Source organism: Kingella oralis (assembly GCF_014054985.1).
Lineage (GTDB): Bacteria > Pseudomonadota > Gammaproteobacteria > Burkholderiales > Neisseriaceae > Kingella_B > Kingella_B oralis.
Map to the genome: position 1 here is coordinate 2,174,459 of NZ_CP059569.1, position 16,787 is coordinate 2,191,245.

29 protein-coding genes are annotated in these 16,787 nt (G+C 43.7%); 1 reads left to right on the plus strand and 28 read right to left on the minus strand.

Annotated elements, in window-relative coordinates:
- Positions 1-18 precede the first annotated feature (18 nt).
- From H3L93_RS11660 to rplC, 27 genes are all read right to left on the minus strand, one after another.
- Positions 19-1,005 carry a DNA-directed RNA polymerase subunit alpha gene (locus tag H3L93_RS11660; protein ID WP_040558540.1) on the minus strand — a complete coding sequence of 329 codons (987 nt, stop codon included), beginning with the start codon at positions 1,003-1,005 and terminating at the stop codon, positions 19-21.
- A 25-nt stretch (positions 1,006-1,030) separates the two neighbouring features.
- Entirely contained in the window at positions 1,031-1,651 is a 621-nt protein-coding gene (rpsD, locus tag H3L93_RS11665; protein WP_040558539.1) for a 30S ribosomal protein S4, read from the minus strand.
- 15 nt (positions 1,652-1,666) lie between these two features.
- Positions 1,667-2,062: a 30S ribosomal protein S11 gene (gene rpsK, locus H3L93_RS11670; protein ID WP_003795931.1), complete on the minus strand. Its 396-nt coding sequence runs from the start codon at positions 2,060-2,062 to the stop codon at positions 1,667-1,669.
- 12 nt (positions 2,063-2,074) lie between these two features.
- The gene (gene rpsM / locus H3L93_RS11675; protein ID WP_040558536.1) at positions 2,075-2,437 is read right to left on the minus strand and encodes a 30S ribosomal protein S13; all 363 of its coding nucleotides are present in this window, start codon (positions 2,435-2,437) and stop codon (positions 2,075-2,077) included.
- 43 nt (positions 2,438-2,480) lie between these two features.
- Positions 2,481-2,594 carry a 50S ribosomal protein L36 gene (gene rpmJ / locus H3L93_RS11680; RefSeq protein WP_002642304.1) on the minus strand — a complete coding sequence of 38 codons (114 nt, stop codon included), beginning with the start codon at positions 2,592-2,594 and terminating at the stop codon, positions 2,481-2,483.
- A gap of 21 nt (positions 2,595-2,615) precedes the next feature.
- Positions 2,616-2,834 carry a translation initiation factor IF-1 gene (infA, locus tag H3L93_RS11685; protein WP_003795927.1) on the minus strand — a complete coding sequence of 73 codons (219 nt, stop codon included), beginning with the start codon at positions 2,832-2,834 and terminating at the stop codon, positions 2,616-2,618.
- A gap of 1 nt (position 2,835) precedes the next feature.
- Positions 2,836-4,047, minus strand: a complete 1,212-nt coding sequence (gene secY, locus H3L93_RS11690) for a preprotein translocase subunit SecY (protein WP_246314022.1) — start codon at positions 4,045-4,047, stop codon at positions 2,836-2,838.
- 101 nt (positions 4,048-4,148) lie between these two features.
- Positions 4,149-4,577, minus strand: coding sequence for a 50S ribosomal protein L15 (gene rplO / locus H3L93_RS11695; RefSeq protein WP_040558533.1), 429 nt, complete (start codon positions 4,575-4,577; stop codon positions 4,149-4,151).
- Position 4,578: 1 nt separating this feature from the next.
- Complete coding sequence (gene rpmD / locus H3L93_RS11700; RefSeq protein ID WP_081446099.1) at positions 4,579-4,764, minus strand: 50S ribosomal protein L30; 186 nt, start codon at positions 4,762-4,764, stop codon at positions 4,579-4,581.
- On the minus strand, positions 4,764-5,276 hold the full coding sequence (gene rpsE, locus H3L93_RS11705) for a 30S ribosomal protein S5 (RefSeq protein ID WP_003795921.1): 513 nt from the start codon (positions 5,274-5,276) through the stop codon (positions 4,764-4,766). The genes rpmD and rpsE overlap by 1 nt, the downstream gene beginning before the upstream one ends.
- Positions 5,277-5,298: 22 nt before the next feature.
- A complete protein-coding gene (gene rplR, locus H3L93_RS11710) occupies positions 5,299-5,652 on the minus strand; it encodes a 50S ribosomal protein L18 (RefSeq protein WP_040558531.1) in 354 nt (117 codons plus the stop codon).
- 18 nt (positions 5,653-5,670) lie between these two features.
- Complete coding sequence (rplF, locus tag H3L93_RS11715) at positions 5,671-6,204, minus strand: 50S ribosomal protein L6 (RefSeq protein ID WP_040558528.1); 534 nt, start codon at positions 6,202-6,204, stop codon at positions 5,671-5,673.
- A 20-nt stretch (positions 6,205-6,224) separates the two neighbouring features.
- Positions 6,225-6,617, minus strand: a complete 393-nt coding sequence (rpsH, locus tag H3L93_RS11720) for a 30S ribosomal protein S8 (RefSeq protein ID WP_040558526.1) — start codon at positions 6,615-6,617, stop codon at positions 6,225-6,227.
- Positions 6,618-6,631: 14 nt separating this feature from the next.
- Positions 6,632-6,937 (minus strand): 30S ribosomal protein S14, encoded by a 306-nt coding sequence (rpsN, locus tag H3L93_RS11725; protein WP_081446098.1) that lies wholly within the window; start codon positions 6,935-6,937, stop codon positions 6,632-6,634.
- A 2-nt stretch (positions 6,938-6,939) separates the two neighbouring features.
- On the minus strand, positions 6,940-7,479 hold the full coding sequence (rplE, locus tag H3L93_RS11730) for a 50S ribosomal protein L5 (RefSeq protein WP_003795912.1): 540 nt from the start codon (positions 7,477-7,479) through the stop codon (positions 6,940-6,942).
- A 5-nt stretch (positions 7,480-7,484) separates the two neighbouring features.
- Positions 7,485-7,823, minus strand: a complete 339-nt coding sequence (gene rplX / locus H3L93_RS11735; protein WP_182077688.1) for a 50S ribosomal protein L24 — start codon at positions 7,821-7,823, stop codon at positions 7,485-7,487.
- Between the two features lie 16 nt (positions 7,824-7,839).
- Positions 7,840-8,208, minus strand: a complete 369-nt coding sequence (rplN, locus tag H3L93_RS11740) for a 50S ribosomal protein L14 (protein WP_003795908.1) — start codon at positions 8,206-8,208, stop codon at positions 7,840-7,842.
- Positions 8,209-8,508: 300 nt separating this feature from the next.
- Positions 8,509-8,772 carry a 30S ribosomal protein S17 gene (gene rpsQ, locus H3L93_RS11745; RefSeq protein ID WP_003795905.1) on the minus strand — a complete coding sequence of 88 codons (264 nt, stop codon included), beginning with the start codon at positions 8,770-8,772 and terminating at the stop codon, positions 8,509-8,511.
- On the minus strand, positions 8,772-8,963 hold the full coding sequence (gene rpmC, locus H3L93_RS11750; protein WP_003795904.1) for a 50S ribosomal protein L29: 192 nt from the start codon (positions 8,961-8,963) through the stop codon (positions 8,772-8,774). The genes rpsQ and rpmC overlap by 1 nt, the downstream gene beginning before the upstream one ends.
- 2 nt (positions 8,964-8,965) lie before the next feature.
- Positions 8,966-9,382, minus strand: coding sequence for a 50S ribosomal protein L16 (gene rplP, locus H3L93_RS11755; protein ID WP_040558519.1), 417 nt, complete (start codon positions 9,380-9,382; stop codon positions 8,966-8,968).
- Positions 9,366-10,064 carry a 30S ribosomal protein S3 gene (rpsC, locus tag H3L93_RS11760; protein WP_003795900.1) on the minus strand — a complete coding sequence of 233 codons (699 nt, stop codon included), beginning with the start codon at positions 10,062-10,064 and terminating at the stop codon, positions 9,366-9,368. The genes rplP and rpsC overlap by 17 nt, the downstream gene beginning before the upstream one ends.
- A 9-nt stretch (positions 10,065-10,073) precedes the next feature.
- Positions 10,074-10,403 carry a 50S ribosomal protein L22 gene (rplV, locus tag H3L93_RS11765; RefSeq protein ID WP_003795898.1) on the minus strand — a complete coding sequence of 110 codons (330 nt, stop codon included), beginning with the start codon at positions 10,401-10,403 and terminating at the stop codon, positions 10,074-10,076.
- A gap of 11 nt (positions 10,404-10,414) precedes the next feature.
- A complete protein-coding gene (gene rpsS, locus H3L93_RS11770; RefSeq protein ID WP_040558517.1) occupies positions 10,415-10,690 on the minus strand; it encodes a 30S ribosomal protein S19 in 276 nt (91 codons plus the stop codon).
- Positions 10,691-10,695: 5 nt separating this feature from the next.
- Positions 10,696-11,529 (minus strand): 50S ribosomal protein L2, encoded by an 834-nt coding sequence (gene rplB / locus H3L93_RS11775; protein ID WP_040558515.1) that lies wholly within the window; start codon positions 11,527-11,529, stop codon positions 10,696-10,698.
- Positions 11,530-11,531: 2 nt separating this feature from the next.
- Entirely contained in the window at positions 11,532-11,846 is a 315-nt protein-coding gene (rplW, locus tag H3L93_RS11780; protein WP_182077689.1) for a 50S ribosomal protein L23, read from the minus strand.
- Entirely contained in the window at positions 11,843-12,463 is a 621-nt protein-coding gene (gene rplD, locus H3L93_RS11785; protein WP_003795892.1) for a 50S ribosomal protein L4, read from the minus strand. Before rplD ends, rplW begins: the two co-directional genes overlap by 4 nt.
- On the minus strand, positions 12,463-13,110 hold the full coding sequence (gene rplC / locus H3L93_RS11790; protein ID WP_003795890.1) for a 50S ribosomal protein L3: 648 nt from the start codon (positions 13,108-13,110) through the stop codon (positions 12,463-12,465). The genes rplD and rplC overlap by 1 nt, the downstream gene beginning before the upstream one ends.
- A gap of 405 nt (positions 13,111-13,515) precedes the next feature.
- Here rplC and ubiM point away from each other — a divergent pair, with 405 nt between their 5' ends.
- The gene (gene ubiM / locus H3L93_RS11795) at positions 13,516-14,694 is read left to right on the plus strand and encodes a 5-demethoxyubiquinol-8 5-hydroxylase UbiM (protein WP_003795886.1); all 1,179 of its coding nucleotides are present in this window, start codon (positions 13,516-13,518) and stop codon (positions 14,692-14,694) included.
- Positions 14,695-14,958: 264 nt separating this feature from the next.
- Here the strand turns inward: ubiM and pgi are convergent, their stop codons facing one another.
- Complete coding sequence (pgi, locus tag H3L93_RS11800; protein WP_003795884.1) at positions 14,959-16,629, minus strand: glucose-6-phosphate isomerase; 1,671 nt, start codon at positions 16,627-16,629, stop codon at positions 14,959-14,961.
- Between the last annotated feature and the right edge of the window lie 158 nt (positions 16,630-16,787).

Here is a 16,787-nt window from a genome sequence, read left to right on the forward strand (position 1 = left end):
TCCTTTAAACTTTAAAGCCTAGGGTTTTTCTAATCCAGCGGGAGGCCAAGATTCCAGTTTAGAACCCAAAGTTAAACCTTTAGATGCCAAAACTTCCTTAATCTCATTTAAGGATTTACGACCCAAATTAGGTGTTTTTAACAACTCAGTTTCAGTACGTTGAATCAAATCACCGATGTAATAAATATCTTCTGCCTTCAAACAGTTTGCTGAACGAACGGTTAATTCCAAATCATCTACAGGGCGCAACAGAACAGGATCAATTGGAGGCGCTTTTTCTTCTTCAACTTCAATTGGCGTACCTTCCAAATCAGCAAATATTGACATTTGGTCAATCAAAATTCGGGCAGCAGCTCGAACCGCTTCCTCAGGTTCAATTGAGCCATTTGTTTCAATATCTAAAACTAAACTATCTAAATCTGTTCTTTGTTCAACGCGAGCTGCTTCAACTTCAAAGCTAACACGGCTAATAGGTGAAAAACTTGAGTCCAATTGAATAGAGCCAATTTTAGTTTGCTCTTTTGCAGCTTTCCTACCAGCAACCGACTGATATCCACGACCTTGTTCTACCTTAACCTCCATATCAATATTGCCATTTGCGGCCAAATGACAAATAACTTGTTCTGGATTGATAATTTCAACATCGTGAGGCAACTCAAAATCAGCAGCTGTTACTACACCTGAACCTTCTTTTTTTAATGTAATAACAGCCTCTGTACTACCGCCATGAAGCTTAAATACCACACCCTTAATATTCAATAAAATATCAACAATATCTTCTTGAACACCATCTAAGGTGGAATACTCATGCAAAACACCTGCAATTGTTACTTCAGTTGGTGCAAAACCATTCATTGATGACAGTAAGATACGGCGCAAAGCATTACCCAAAGTATGTCCAAAACCGCGCTCAAATGGTTGCATAGAAACTTTTGCATGTGTTGGTGATAAGGCATCAACATCAATTTGGCGAGGTCTCAAAAATTCGGAAGTGCTATTTTGCATTTAACTACCCCTTACTGCGCCAGTTTTATTTAGAGTAGAACTCTACCACCAGCTGTTCATTAATATCACTGTACAACTCAGCACGATCAGGTACATTTTTAAAAGTACCTTCTAGTTTTGTCGCATCAACAGAAACCCAACTTGGCAAACCGATTTGAGTGGCTAAACCCATTGCTTCCTGAATACGAACTTGTTTTTTTGCTTTTTCTCGAATAGCAACAACATCACCAGCTTTTACTTGGAAAGATGGAATATTGACAACCTGCCCATTTACCATTATTGCTTTATGAGAAACAAGTTGACGGGCCTCCGCACGCGTTGAAGCAAACCCCATGCGATAAACAACATTATCTAATCGAGACTCTAGCAGTTGCAGTAACAACTCACCAGTTGAACCTTTTCTTCTGTCTGCTTCTGCAAAATAACGACGAAATTGACGCTCCAATACACCATAGATGCGACGAATTTTTTGTTTTTCGCGTAACTGAAGACCATAGCCAGAAAGACGGGGTTTTTTTGCACCATGTTGACCTGGTGCGGCTTCCATTTTGCATTTAGAATCTAAAGAGCGACGTGCGCTTTTTAAATACAGATCAGTACCTTCGCGACGCGACAGTTTACATTTAGGACCAATATAACGTGCCATGCTTAAATTACTCCATTAAATACGACGTTTTTTTGATGGACGGCATCCGTTATGAGGTAACGGAGTAACATCTGTGATACTGGTAATCTTGAAACCAAGAGCATTGAGTGCACGCACAGAAGATTCCCGACCAGGACCTGGTCCCTTTATACGAACTTCCAAATTTTTAACACCATACTCTTGGGCAACTTTACCAGCAGATTCTGCCGCTACCTGAGCAGCAAATGGTGTACTTTTACGTGAGCCCTTAAAACCCGCACCGCCAGAAGTAGCCCAAGATAACGCATTTCCTTGACGATCTGTAATTGTGATAATTGTATTGTTAAATGATGCATGAACATGCACAATACCTTCACTCACGGTTTTACGCACTTTTTTTCGTACACGTGAAGCTGTGTTTGCTTTAGCCATTATTTACTTTCCTTATTTTTTACCTGCAATTGCTTTACGAGGTCCTTTACGTGTACGAGCATTGGTACGTGTGCGCTGGCCACGACAAGGAAGTCCACGACGATGACGGAAACCTCGATAACAGCCCATATCAATAAGCCGTTTAATATTCATTGTCACTGCACGACGCAAGTCACCTTCAACTTCATACTTAGCAACCTCTTCACGAAGAGTTTCTAATTGTTTTTCGTCCAAATCTTTGACTTTGTGACTACCTAAAATTCCAGCAGCTTCACATATCATCTTGGCACGGGTCGACCCAATACCATAAATAGCCTGAAGACCAATTACGATATGAGCATTATTCGGGATATTAACCCCTGCTATACGAGCCATAATTTATTCCTTACTCATTAAGAAAATTAGTATAGTTGTAAGATTAACCTTGACGTTGCTTATGCCGCGGATCAGTGCAAATTACACGAACCACTCGATTACGCCGTATTACCTTACAATTTCGACAAATTGGTTTTACAGATGGTTGCACACGCATAACTTATCCTTAATAAAATATCTACCGAGCCCTAAAAACAATCCTAGCTCGTGTCAAATCATATGGAGTCATTTCAACAGTCACTTTATCACCCGGCAATATTCGAATATAGTGCATTCTCATCTTCCCAGATATATGACCAATTACTTCATGACCACTTTCTAGCTTCACTCTAAAAGTTGCATTAGGCAAAGTTTCAATAACCTCACCCTGCATCTGTATTACATCTTCTTTTGCCATGTCATTTTAATCCACTTCTACTCGAAACTAGACCCTCATATCGCTGAGTAACACGATATGACATTATCTGAGTATTAAAATCCATTACAACAACTATCAATATCAATAGTGAAGTACCCCCCAAATAAAATGGCACCCCAACAAAAGATGTTAAAACCTCAGGCAAAAGGCAAACAAAAGCAATATATAACGCCCCAAATAACGTCAATCTTAAAACAACATTCTCTAAATACTGTGCTGTTTTATCTCCTGGTCTAACACCTGGCACAAAAGCCCCACCTTTTTTCAAATTTTCTGCTATCTCCCGAGGACTAAACGCAAGTGCCGTGTAAAAATAACAAAAAAATATAATAGTAGCAGCAAATACTATCATATATGCTATTTGCCCATGTCGTAATATAGACAAGACCTTACCAACGGCAGAACTTCCAGGATTCAACCAATTTAACAACATGGAAGGGAGCATAATGATACTAGATGCAAAAATAGGCGGTATGACCCCAGCCATATTTAATTTAAACGGAATATGAGCAACGCTATTATTGAGAGAATGCCCATTTGCATTTTGTTGCTTAGCATATTGAATCGGAACTTTTCTAAGTGCACTCTCAATAAAAACAATACCTAGAACTAACAACAAAACCACAAACAAAAGCGATACAGCCAATAATGGGCGCTCTTGAGCTAAATTATTCAGTAAAGTTATCGCAGAAGGTATCCCAGAAATAATTCCTGCCGTTATAAGTAATGAAATACCATTCCCAATGCCTCTTTCTGTGATTTGCTCACCCAACCACATTAAAAACATCGTCCCACCAACTAAACAAGTTACCGTAGAAATATAAAACTCAAAAGGACTTATTACAACTATTTTTTGACTCAATACAAACGTAGCAACACCAATACTCTGTATTGCTGCCAAAAGAACTGTACCTAAGCGCGTATATTTAGTAATAAGTTTACGCCCTACATTTCCCTCTTTCTTCATATTCTTAAGAGTAGGAAGTATTTCACTTGCCAACTGCATAATAATTGATGAAGATATATAAGGCATAATACCGATTGCAAAAATACTAAATCGCTCCAACGCTCCCCCAGAAAATATATTAAACATACTTAATATACTTCCATTTGCTCCTTGTTGATACACTTGCGCTAAAGCATTAGCATCAACACCAGGTACGGGAATATGTGAACCAATACGAAACACCATCAACGATCCCAGTAAGAATATTACTCTACTTCTAAATTCCCGATTGGACCACAATTTCGATTGCTTTGAAAGAAATAGTTTTGCCGCCACTTTATAAGATCCTATTCAATCTTCCCGCCAGCCGCTTCAATTTCTCTTTTTGCCCCTTTTGTTACTTGGATACCTCTTAACAAAACCGATCTTTTTATATTTCCAGAAGAGATTACTTTAACTGATTTAATGCCCTCTGGAATCAAACCGGCTTGTTTTAAAATAATTAAATCAATACTGTCAACACATAAAGAATCTAAATCTTTTAATGTAATTTGCGCATTAGATTTAGCAGATAGTGAATTAAAACCCCTTTTAGGCAAGCGACGTTGCAATGGCATTTGCCCTCCCTCAAAACCAACCTTATGATACCCACCTGCACGACTTTTTTGTCCTTTATGCCCTCGACCACAAGTTTTACCCAAACCACTACCAATACCACGGCCTACTCGCCGTGCAATACAAGTACCTAAAGAATTTTGAATTGTATTTAAAAACATATTACAACTCCACATCTAATAAATAGCTAATTTTATTAATCATGCCCCTATTTTCAGGAGTATCTAAAACAGTTACTGTATGCTGCAGACGGCGCAAACCTAAACCACGTGCACATGCTTTATGAGTATCAATAGTTCCAATTAAACTTTTCACCAATGTAACTCTAATAGTTTTTTGCTCTGCCATTATTCAATTCCCAAAATTTCTTCTACTGTTAAACCACGTTTTGCAGCAATCTCAGATGGAGTGTACAACTGCGCCAATCCGTTTAAAGTAGCACGAACAATATTATACGGATTTGTTGACCCATGCACTTTGGCAGAAATATTGTGGACCCCCATGACCTCAAACACTAATCGCATTGGACCACCTGCCTTAATTCCACTACCTTCTTTCGCAGGCTGAATAAAAACTTTCGTTGCTCCATGCTTACCAAGCACTTCATGATATATAGTTCCATTTTTTAATGGAATTTTAACCATGCTGCGCCGCGCTTGATCCATTGCCTTTTGAACAGCAACTGGTACTTCACGAGATTTACCTTTTCCCATACCAATCTGCCCATCCCCATTGCCAACTACAGTCAATGCAGAAAACGCCATGATACGACCACCTTTAACGACCTTTGTCACGCGATTTACAGCAACCATTTTCTCAATCAGACCGTCATTACGCTCTTCAATTTCATGTTTTGCCATTATATTTTAGCCCCTAGAATCTTTAAAATCTCAATCCATTATCACGAGCGGATTCTGCTAATGCTTTTATTCGTCCATGATATTGAAAACCCGAACGATCAAAAGCAACTTGCTCAATACCTGCCGATTTAGCTCTTTCTGCAATATACTTACCTACAATTGAGGCTGATTCCACATTGCCTCCAGATTTTATATGATTCCGGATCTCTTTATCCACAGTAGACGCTGATGCCAACACATTAGCTCCATTCGAATCAATGATTTGAGCATAAATATGATTATTAGTGCGAAATACACATAGCCGTATCATTTTTAAATCTGAAATTTTTGCGCGTGTCTTGCGTGAACGACGCAGCCTTGCAGCTTTCTTATTCATAACAGTAACCTCAAATTATTATTTCTTCTTAGCTTCTTTCATAACTACAGTCTCACCAGCATAACGCACACCTTTGCCCTTATAAGGTTCAGGAGGACGATAGGCGCGTATCTCAGCTGCAACTTGTCCTATAACTTGCTTATCTGCACCAGTTAACACAATTTCAGTTTGAGAAGGAGTTGATACTGTAACACCTTCTGGCATTTCATGTACAACAGGATGAGAAAACCCTAATGACAGGTTTAAAACTCTGCCTTGGGCCTGAGCACGGTAACCCACACCAACCAATTGCAATTTTTTCTCAAAACCCTCCGATACCCCTTTTACACTATTAGCAACTAATGCACGTATGGTACCAGACATCGCATTTGCTTGTTTACTATCATTACTAGGTAAAAAAATTAACTGCCCATCCCTCAACTCAACTTTTACGTCGCCAGTTAAGTTGAGAGATAAAGTTCCATTTTTACCTTTAACAACTAATGCATTTACTTCAAAATTTACTTCAACTCCAGCAGGAATTACTACTGGATTCTTTGCTACACGAGACATTTCAACAATCTCCTCCAACCTCAAGCAACAACACATAACAATTCGCCACCAACACCCAAACTGCGTGCCTTGCGATCTGTCATGATACCTTGCGAAGTGCTAACAATAGCTATTCCCAATCCATTCATCACCAAAGGAATATCATTTACTCCTTTATAAATACGAAGCCCTGGACGCGAAATGCGCTTAATTTGTTCAATAACAGGACTACCCAAATAATATTTTAAGATAATAGATAATTCAGGCTTATTACCATCAGATACGGAGAAATCCTCAATATAACCCTCAGCCTTCAATACATTTGCAATAGCACATTTTAATTTTGAAGAAGGCATAATTACAAAAACCTTACCTGAACGCTGAGCGTTACGAATACGGGTTAACATATCGGAAATAGGATCATGCATACTCATTTTTTATACTCCTATTACCAAGAGGCTTTAATAACACCAGGAATTGCACCACGCATAGCAATCTCACGAATCTTAATGCGCCCCAAACCAAATTTTCTAAACACGCCACGTGGACGCCCAGTGATAGCACAGCGCCGCCGCTGCCGAACTGGAGCAGCATTACGAGGAATTGATTGAAGTTGCAGACGAGCTCCAAAACGCTCTTCCTCTGTTGCACTTGCATTATCAATAATTGCAAAAATAGCTGCGCGCTTTGCAGCATATTTTTTAGAAAGTGCAATACGCTTCACTTCACGATTAATAAGTGCTTTCTTAGCCATAATTAACCTTTAAATGGAAATTTAAACAATGACAGCAAGGCCTTGGCCTCTTCATCAGTTTTTGCTGTGGTTGTAATAGTGATATTCAACCCACGCAACGTGTCAATTTTATCATATTCGATTTCTGGAAAAATAATTTGCTCACGAACACCCATATTATAGTTACCACTTCCATCGAACGACTTACTACTCACACCACGAAAATCACGTACGCGAGGCAAAGCAATAGTTACCAGACGATCCAAGAATTCAAACATTCTCTCTCGGCGTAAAGTAACTTTGCAACCTATTGGATAATTATCTCGAATCTTAAAGCCCGCAATAGATTTACGTGCAACAGTTACTACTGGCTTCTGACCTGATATTTTTTGCAAATCACCAACTGCATACTCCATAATTTTCTTATCAGCAACTGCTTCACCAACCCCCATATTCAAAGTGATTTTCTCAATACGTGGAACTTCCATGATTGTTTTATAACCAAACTGTTTCACCAATTCTGGTACAACCATATTTTTATAAAAGTCTTGTAAACGTGCCATTTTGATTATGCTCCACGATTAACAGCAGGAATTTCCATGCCATCTGACTTAAATACGCGAACGCGCTTCACTTTACTATCAACAAAAACCATTTTAATCCCAACACGATCAGCTTTTTTTGTATTAGGATTTAAAATGGCGACATTTGAAATCGCAATTGGCATCTCTTTAATAATAATGCCGCCCTCAATATTGCGCATAGGATTAGGCTTTTGATGCCGCTTAACAATATTAATATTTTCCACAACAACTTTATTACCCAATACGCGAATCACCCTACCTTGCTTGCCACTATCTTTACCAGCAACAACAACAACCTGATCGCCTTTAATAATCTTATTCATTACAAACTCCTAAAGCTCACAACACCTCGGGAGCCAATGAAACAATCTTCATAAAACGCTCCGTGCGCAACTCACGTGTTACCGGTCCAAATATCCGAGTGCCCATAGGCTCAAGTTTATTATTCAACAACACCGCCGCATTATTATCAAACTTAATTAGTGCGCCATCAGGACGACGAATGCCTTTTGCAGTGCGAACCACAACAGCATTATAAACATCACCTTTTTTCACACGCCCCCGTGGGCTAGCGTCTCTCACCGCCACCTTAATAACATCACCAACATTTGCATAGCGACGCTTGGACCCACCAATCACCTTGATGCACATTACTCGACGCGCACCAGAATTATCAGCAACATCCAAAATAGTTTGCATTTGAATCATGTTTAAATAACCTTTAAAAATCCAACTTAGTTTATTGCAACATCCCGCAAAACGATCCAGAATAATCACCAAGATCTAAAAGAATAAACCAGTTTTGGCCCTCAAAGAGGAGTACCCCGAAAGGGTCAAAAGAAGTTGGGTATTATACCATGTTTTTTTATGTTTGCAAGCACTGCCACAAAATAGCAAAAATATTCCAATATTCTTTGCTTTTGCAGCTTAATGCAGGTAAGAAAGAAAGTGAAATTTACTTTTGCTATCACCTAGTAAATTTCACTCATTAAATCCTTTCAACTCCCATTAGACAGTACGTGCTTTTTCTACTAATTCCTTAACTACCCAAGATTTAGTTTTAGACAAAGGATGCGATTCCTGAATCACTACAACATCACCAATTCCATATTGGTTTTGCTCATCGTGAGCATGAATTTTAGTAGAACGACGGATAATTTTGCCATATAACGGATGCTTTACTTTTCGTTCAATTAACACTGTTACAGTTTTATCCATCTTATCGCTTACTACTTTGCCCTGCAAAGTACGAACAGTTTTTTCAGTACTCATTATTGGACACCTTTTTCAGAGATAATAGTTTTTACACGAGCAATAGCATGGCGCACTCGTTTTATTTCGCTAGTTTGCCCCAATTGACCAGTAGCATGCTGCATGCGCAAACTGAATTGCTGCTTCAGTAAATCGACTAAAATTTCTTTTAGTTGCTCTACTGATTTCTCTTTCAACTCATTGGTTTTCATTATTACTTACCCACCTGTCTTGTTACAAATGTGGTTGGAATTGGCAGTTTAGCTGCAGCCAAAGCAAATGCTTCACGAGCCAAAGCTTCATTTACACCATCCATTTCATACAACACCTTACCAGGCTGAATTTCAGCAATATAATACTCTACATTGCCTTTACCACCACCCATACGAACTTGAATTGGTTTTTCAGTAATTGGCTTATCAGGAAACACGCGAATCCAAATACGACCACCACGTTTAATATGGCGAGTCATAGCACGACGTGCAGCTTCTATTTGACGAGCAGTTAAACGACCACGTCCAACCGCCTTTAAGCCAAAATCACCGAAACTTACTGTGTTACCACGAGTAGCAATACCTGTATTGCGACCTTTGTGCTGTTTGCGATATTTTAGTCTAGTTGGCTGTAGCATTTCTACCACCCTTTCTGTTACTACGGCGATTTTCACGTTCAGGCTGAGCTTGAACTTGACCCATTTCGCCTTTGTAAACCCATACTTTTAAACCGATAATGCCATAAGTTGTCAGAGCTTCGCTGGTCGCATAGTCCACATCGGCACGCAATGTATGCAAGGGTACGCGACCTTCGCGATACCACTCACTACGCGCAATGTCTGCACCATTCAAACGACCAGAAGTCATAATCTTGATGCCTTTTGCACCAGCACGCATTGCATTTTGCATTGCCCGCTTCATTGCACGACGGAATTGAACACGTTTTTCTAACTGCTGCGCAATTCCATCGGCAATAATTTGAGCATCCAATTCTGGTCTGCGAATTTCTTCAATATTAACGTGAACAGCAACACCCAATAATTTTTCCAAATCTTGCTTCAAGATCTCAATATCTGCGCCTTTTTGACCAATTACTACACCTGGACGAGCCGAATGAATAGTAATACGAGCAGATTTAGCAGGGCGTTCAATTACAATACGACCGACCGATGCGTTAGCCAAGCGTTTGCTTAAATATTCGCGTACATCAATATCTTGTTTGAGAACAGTTGCAAAATCAGTGCTTTTAGCAAACCATTTTGAAGACCAGTCTTTGTTTACGGCTAAACGGAAGCCAACTGGATGAATCTTTTGTCCCATTGTTGTTCCTTAATTGCCTACTGTCACATGAATATGACAAGTTTGTTTTTCAATGCGGTTGCCACGACCTTTTGCACGAGCTTGAAAGCGTTTCAGGCTGGGACCTTTGTCTACAAAAATTGTAACCACTTTCAATTCATCAATGTCAGCATCATTATTATGCTCAGCATTGGCAATAGCCGACTCCAAAACTTTCTTAATCAATTCAGCACCTTTTTTAGGGCTGAATGCCAAGATATTTAGAGCTTGGGCAACGTCTTTACCACGAATCATGTCTGCCACCAAGCGGGCTTTTTGAGCAGAAATGCGGGCATTATTGTGTTGTGCAGATACTCTCATATTTCACCTTATTATTTCTTAGCTTTTTTATCAGCCAAATGACCTTTAAAGGTACGAGTCAATGAGAATTCACCCAATTTATGACCAACCATATTATCGCTGATAAATACGGGCACATGAGTGCGACCGTTATGAACAGCAATAGTCAAACCAATAAAATCAGGCAGAATAGTTGAACGACGTGACCATGTTTTGATTGGTCGTTTGTCGTTAGTGGCACGAGCCGTATCCACTTTTTTCAATAAGTGCAGGTCAACGTATGGACCTTTTTTCAATGAACGAGCCATGTCAATTAGCCTTTATTTGAATAACGACGACGAACAATCATGTTGTCTGTGCGTTTGTTGTTACGAGTACGATAACCTTTAGCAGGTGTACCCCATGGACTAACAGGTTCACGAGCCTCACCCGTGCGACCCTCACCGCCACCATGCGGGTGATCTACTGGGTTCATTACCACACCGCGTACGGTTGGCCGTATACCACGCCAGCGGTTCGCACCAGCCTTACCGATTTTTTTCAGACTTTGCTCTTCGTTACCTACTTCACCGATAGTAGCACGGCAATCAACATGAATACGACGAACTTCGCCAGAACGCAAGCGAACTTGAGCGTAAATACCTTCTTTTGCCAACAATACCGCAGAAGCACCAGCAGAACGGGCAATTTGCGCGCCTTTACCTGGCTTCATTTCAATACAGTGAATTGTTGTACCTACAGGAATATTACGGATAGGCAAAGCATTGCCTACTTTGATTGCAGCTTCTGAACCTGATACCAATGTAGCGCCAGCTTGAACACCGCGCGGAGCGATAATGTAACGACGCTCGCCATCGGCATAACACAACAATGCAATATGCGCAGTGCGGTTAGGATCATACTCAATACGCTCTACTTTTGCAGAAATACCGTCTTTATTTCGTTTAAAATCAATAACGCGGTAATGGTGTTTATGACCACCGCCTTTATGGCGCGTAGTAATGTGACCATTGTTATTACGACCCGCGGTAGAGCTTTGCTTTTCCAGCAAAGGAGCATAAGCTGCACCTTTGTATAAACCTTCTGTTACCACGCGAACCATGCCGCGACGGCCAGCAGAAGTTGGTTTCATTTTTATGATAGCCATGCTTATTCCTTATCTGCAGCAGCGGCTGCGGCTTCTAAGTCCAGCTCTTGACCAGCCACCAAGCTGATATAGGCTTTTTTCACATCGCTGCGACGACCCAATGTACGACCAAAGCGTTTCACTTTGCCTTTTGTGGTAGTGGTCGTTACAGAGGCAACTTTTACATTAAACAGCAATTCAACTGCCGCTTTAATTTCAGTTTTAGTTGCGTCTTTCAACACTTTGAACACCATTTGGTTGCGTTTTTCGGCAACCAAGTTGCTTTTTTCAGTTACAACAGGAGCCAAAATCACTTTCATCAAACGTTGTTGATTCATACCCATTGCTCCTCTAACTGTGCAACTGCTTCTTTTGTTATCACTACTTTTTTGTAGCGCAACAAGCTGTATGGGTCAATTTGTGTTGCCTCTAACACCAATACATTAGGCAAATTGCGTGAAGACAAATATACGTTCTCATCTAGCTGTTTAGTAACAAACAACACTTGCTCCATACCCAAATTTTTCACTTGTTCAGCAAATTCTTTGGTTTTAGGTGTTGCAGCAGACAAACTCTCAATTACAAATAAACGCTCATCGCGAACCAGTTGCGACAAAATAGTCGCCATACCAGCGCGATACATTTTGCGGTTTACTTTTTGAGTGAAGTTTTCATCGGGTTTGTTAGGGAATGCACGACCACCTTTGCGCCACAATGGAGATGAAGTCATACCGGAACGGGCACGACCTGTACCTTTTTGACGCCATGGTTTTTTGGTAGAGTGATTAACTTCTGCGCGTGTTTTTTGAGCGCGGTTACCAGAGCGGGCATTCGCCAAGAATGCAACTACCAACTGGTGAACCAATGCTTCATTGTATTCACGGGCAAACAAAGCATCAGACGCAGCAACGCTGCCTGAAACTTGACCCTTTGCATCAATCAATTTTAATTCCATTACGCACCTGCTTTCTTAACGCTATGGCGAACCACAACATTGCTGTTTACCGCGCCAGGAACGGCACCTTTAACCAACAGCAGATTGCGTTCTTCATCAACGCGTACAATTTCCAAATGCTGAACAGTTGATTTGGTGTTGCCATACTGACCAGCCATGCGTTTACCAGGGAACACGCGACCAGGGTCTTGTGCCATACCGATAGAACCCGGAACACGGTGCGAACGTGAGTTACCGTGCGAAGTGCGTTGCGCACCGAAATTGTGGCGTTTAATCGTACCTGAGAAGCCTTTACCTTTGGATGTGCCTGTTACATCAACCAATTGACCCACTTCAAACAGAGATACAGTGATTACATCGCCAGCTTTCAATTCAGCTGCTTTTTCTTCAGAAACAACAAACTCGTGCAAACCGCGACCCGCCTCAACACCTGCTTTTGCAAAGTGTCCAGCTTCTGCTTTGTTTACATGGTTTGCTTTTTTCTCACCAAAGGTAACTTGAACGGCCGCATAGCCATCCGTTTCTTTGGATTTTACTTGGGTAACGCGGTTAGCAGTCATTTCCAACACGGTTACAGGAACAGATGCACCTTGTTCTGTAAACACGCGAGTCATGCCTACTTTGCGTCCAACCAGACCTAAAGCCATGATTATTTCCTTGTTTGACAAAGGGATTGCTTGCGATTGAGCAATCTTAAATGGACAAAAATTTACTTGGCACGAATGCCAAGTCGCGCACTATATCATATTTATTCGCGCTTTCCAACAGAAGTTTATATTTTTCAAGCGTAAATTTTGTTTTCAGGCTGCCTTAACGGAATGGCTGGCTTTTTGGTTACAATATTGCCGTGTGGCGGGGTGGTTTTGAATTGGGCAAAAAATTTTTAGGTTGCGTTAGCGATTGTTTATTTTAAATAGTACAATAGGTTTTTTTTGGACTGTTGGCAGCGTAGGGCAGCCTGAAAAGGTGGGTAACATGGTTTTCAGGCTGCCTTTGATGGGCGGGCTGCTTGTTCTGTTTTATTCCCTATTCTCTGATATTAAGGAAACATCATGGATACTGATATTTTGATTGTGGGCGGTGGCCCTGCTGGGTTGGCTTTTGCGCGGCAGTTGAAAGACAGCCGTTTGCGGGTAACGATTATTGAGAAAGCGCCATTGGAGACGTTGCAAAATCCGCCGTATGACGGGCGCGAGATTGCGCTGACACATTTGTCGCGCGAGATTATGCAGCGTTTGGGCATGTGGCAGCGCATTCCTGAAAACGAGATTTACCGTTTGCGCGATGCGAAGGTGTTTAACGGCACGAGCGATTACACGCTACATTTTCCGCAGCCGAGCAAGGCGCGCGGCGGGGAGGCCGACCGCTTGGGCAATTTGATTTCTAATCACAATATTCGCCGCGCGGCGTATGAGGAAGTGGCGGAATGTGAGAATGTGGAACTGCGTTGCGGCGTGGGCGTGAAAAGCGTGGAGACGAACGAGAACCGTGCGCTGGTTGAGCTGGAAAATGGCGATACGATTACGGCGCGGCTGTTAATTGCGGCGGACAGTCGCTTTTCGCAAACGCGGCGGCAGCTGGGCATTGCGGCAGATATGCACGATTTTGGGCGCACGGTGATTGTGTTCCGCACGAAACACACGATTTCCAACCAGCACACGGCAAGCGAGTGTTTCTTTTACGGGCGCACGCTGGCGCTGCTGCCGCTGGAAGAGCATTTGACCAATTGTGTGATCACGATTACGAATACTAAGGCGCATGAATTATTGGATTTGTCGCCCGAAGCCTTGACGGCGGAAGCGCAAAAAATGCTGAACGGGCGCTTGGGCGAGATGGAGATTGCGGGCACGGTGCATCATTATCCGCTGGTGGGGGCGCACGCGAGCACGTTTGTGGGCACGCGCTGCGCTTTGGTGGGCGATGCGGCGGTGGGGATGCACCCTGTTACCGCGCATGGCTGGAATTTGGGCTTGGAAAGCACGGAGATTCTGGCAAAACAAGTGTTGCAGGCGGATGCGAAGGGCAAGGATATTGCGTCTAAAGACGTGTTGGAGATGTATAACGTGAAGCATCAATTGCACACGCGCCCGCTGTATCACGGCACGAACGCGATGGTGTCGTTCTTTACCAACGACAGCGCGCCTGCGAAGTTGCTGCGCGGGGCGGTGTTGCGCGTGAGCAATAATTTGCCGCCGTTGAAAAAATTGATTAGCAAACAGCTTACGGGCTAAATGGTTTTCAGGCTGCCTAACGATGCAACGGCAGCCTGAAATCTTAAAATGGAGCGGCGGCTCGTTGCCAAATGATGTATGCAACGAGGCTTTACCGGTTGGCAACATCGGCGAGCCGCCGACGCTCCATTGGTTGCAGGTGGTGCAACGGCAGCCTGAAAACGATGCCGAACGCCCAATCCGCCCAACCATCACACAAAGGCAGCCTGAAACGGTATTTCCCGCTTCAGGCTGCCTTTTTATCCGCAAGTCGGCAAGAGCAAGCTATTGGAACAGCGCGCACGTGCCGTCCGCTTCGCAGTTGGCTTTGCGATACAAGCGCACCAGTTTGCTGGTGGAAGCATCGTGCAGTTGCGGGTCGATTGCGCCCGTCAGCTCGGCGAGAATGGTTTTGGCAAGCTGTTTGCCCAGCTCCACGCCCCATTGGTCAAAGCTGTTGATGCCCCAAATCACGCCTTGGGTGAAGACCTTGTGTTCATACATGGCAATCAGGCTGCCCATGTTGCGCGGGGTGATTTTATCCAGCAGGATAACGTTGGTGGGGCGGTTGCCGCTGAACGTTTTATGCGGCACAAGCGCTTCGATATGCTCGGCGGGCACGCCTTGCGCTTGCAGTTCGGCGCGGGCTTCGGCAGACGTTTTGCCGCGCATAAAGGCTTCGGCTTGGGCGAACACGTTGCTGAGCAGGATTTCGTGATGCCCGGGCAGATTGCTGCGTTTTTCCAAGCTGGCGATGAGGTCTATGGGCGTGATGTGCGTGCCTTGGTGCAGCAGTTGGAAAAAGGCATGCTGCCCATTGATGCCCGTTTCGCCCCAGATAATCGGACCGGTTTCGGTGGCGACGGGCGTGCCGTCCATTTGCACTTGCTTGCCGTTGGATTCCATGTCTAGCTGCTGGATGTATTTGGGCAGGCGGTGCAGGTGCTGGTCGTAAGGCGCGATAACGTGGCTGCCGCCGCCGTAGAAATTGATGTACCAAATGCCGATTAGCCCCATCAGCGCGGGTAGGTTGCGCGACAGCGGCGCGTTGCGGAAGTGTTGGTCCATCAGGTGCGCGCCTTCCAGCAATTCAATAAAGTTTTCCTCGCCCAAATACAGCATGATGGGCAAGCCGATGGCCGACCACAGGCTGTATCGTCCGCCCACCCAATCCCAAAATTCAAACATATGCTCGGTGTCGATGCCGAATTCGGCAACGGCTTTTTGGTTGGTGGAAATGGCGACAAAGTGCTTGGCGATGTCTTTTTCGCTGCCTGCCTGCAAGAACCAATCGCGCGCGGTGTGGGCGTTGGTGAGCGTTTCTTGGGTGGTGAACGTTTTGGATGCGATGATGAACAGCGTGGTTTCGGGGTGGACTTTTTCCAGCACGTCGCGCATTTGCGTGCCGTCCACATTGGAAACGAAATGCATATTCAGGCGCGGATGCCCGAAGTTTTTCAGCGCGGTGCACATCATCAGCGGCCCCAAATCGGAGCCGCCGATGCCGATATTGACCACATCGGTGATGACTTGGTTGGTGTAGCCCAGCCATTCGCCGCTGCGCACAGCGCGGGTGAAATCGCCCATTTTGCGCAAAACGTGGTTCACTTCGGGCATCACGTCTTTGCCGTCCACCTTAATCGGCGTGTTGCTGCGGTTGCGCAGGGCAACGTGCAGCACGGCGCGGTTTTCGGTTTCGTTGATTTTTTCGCCGCGATACATTTGCTCAATGCGCTCGGGCAGCCCCGCCTGCTCGGCTAGGGCAACGAGGTCGGCGATGATTTGGTCGTTGATGCGGTTTTTGGAAAAATCCACCGCCAGGCCGCCCACTTCCAGCCAATAGCGGTTGGCGCGCTCGGGGTCTTGGGCGAATTGGTCGCGCATTTGGACGGATTGGGTTTGTTCGTAGTCTTGTTGCAGGGCTTGCCATGCGGGGAGGTGGGTGGGAGCAGTCATTTGTTTTCCTTTGCGTTAAGGGGAAGAGAGGGGATTATAGTGATTTTCAGGCTGCCTTTGGATGAAATGAAACGGCAGCCTGAAAGCGGAAAATCTCGTTTCAGGCTGCCTTATGGCGCACGGGCGATGCGCTCTGTTCGGTTTTCAGGCTGCCTGCT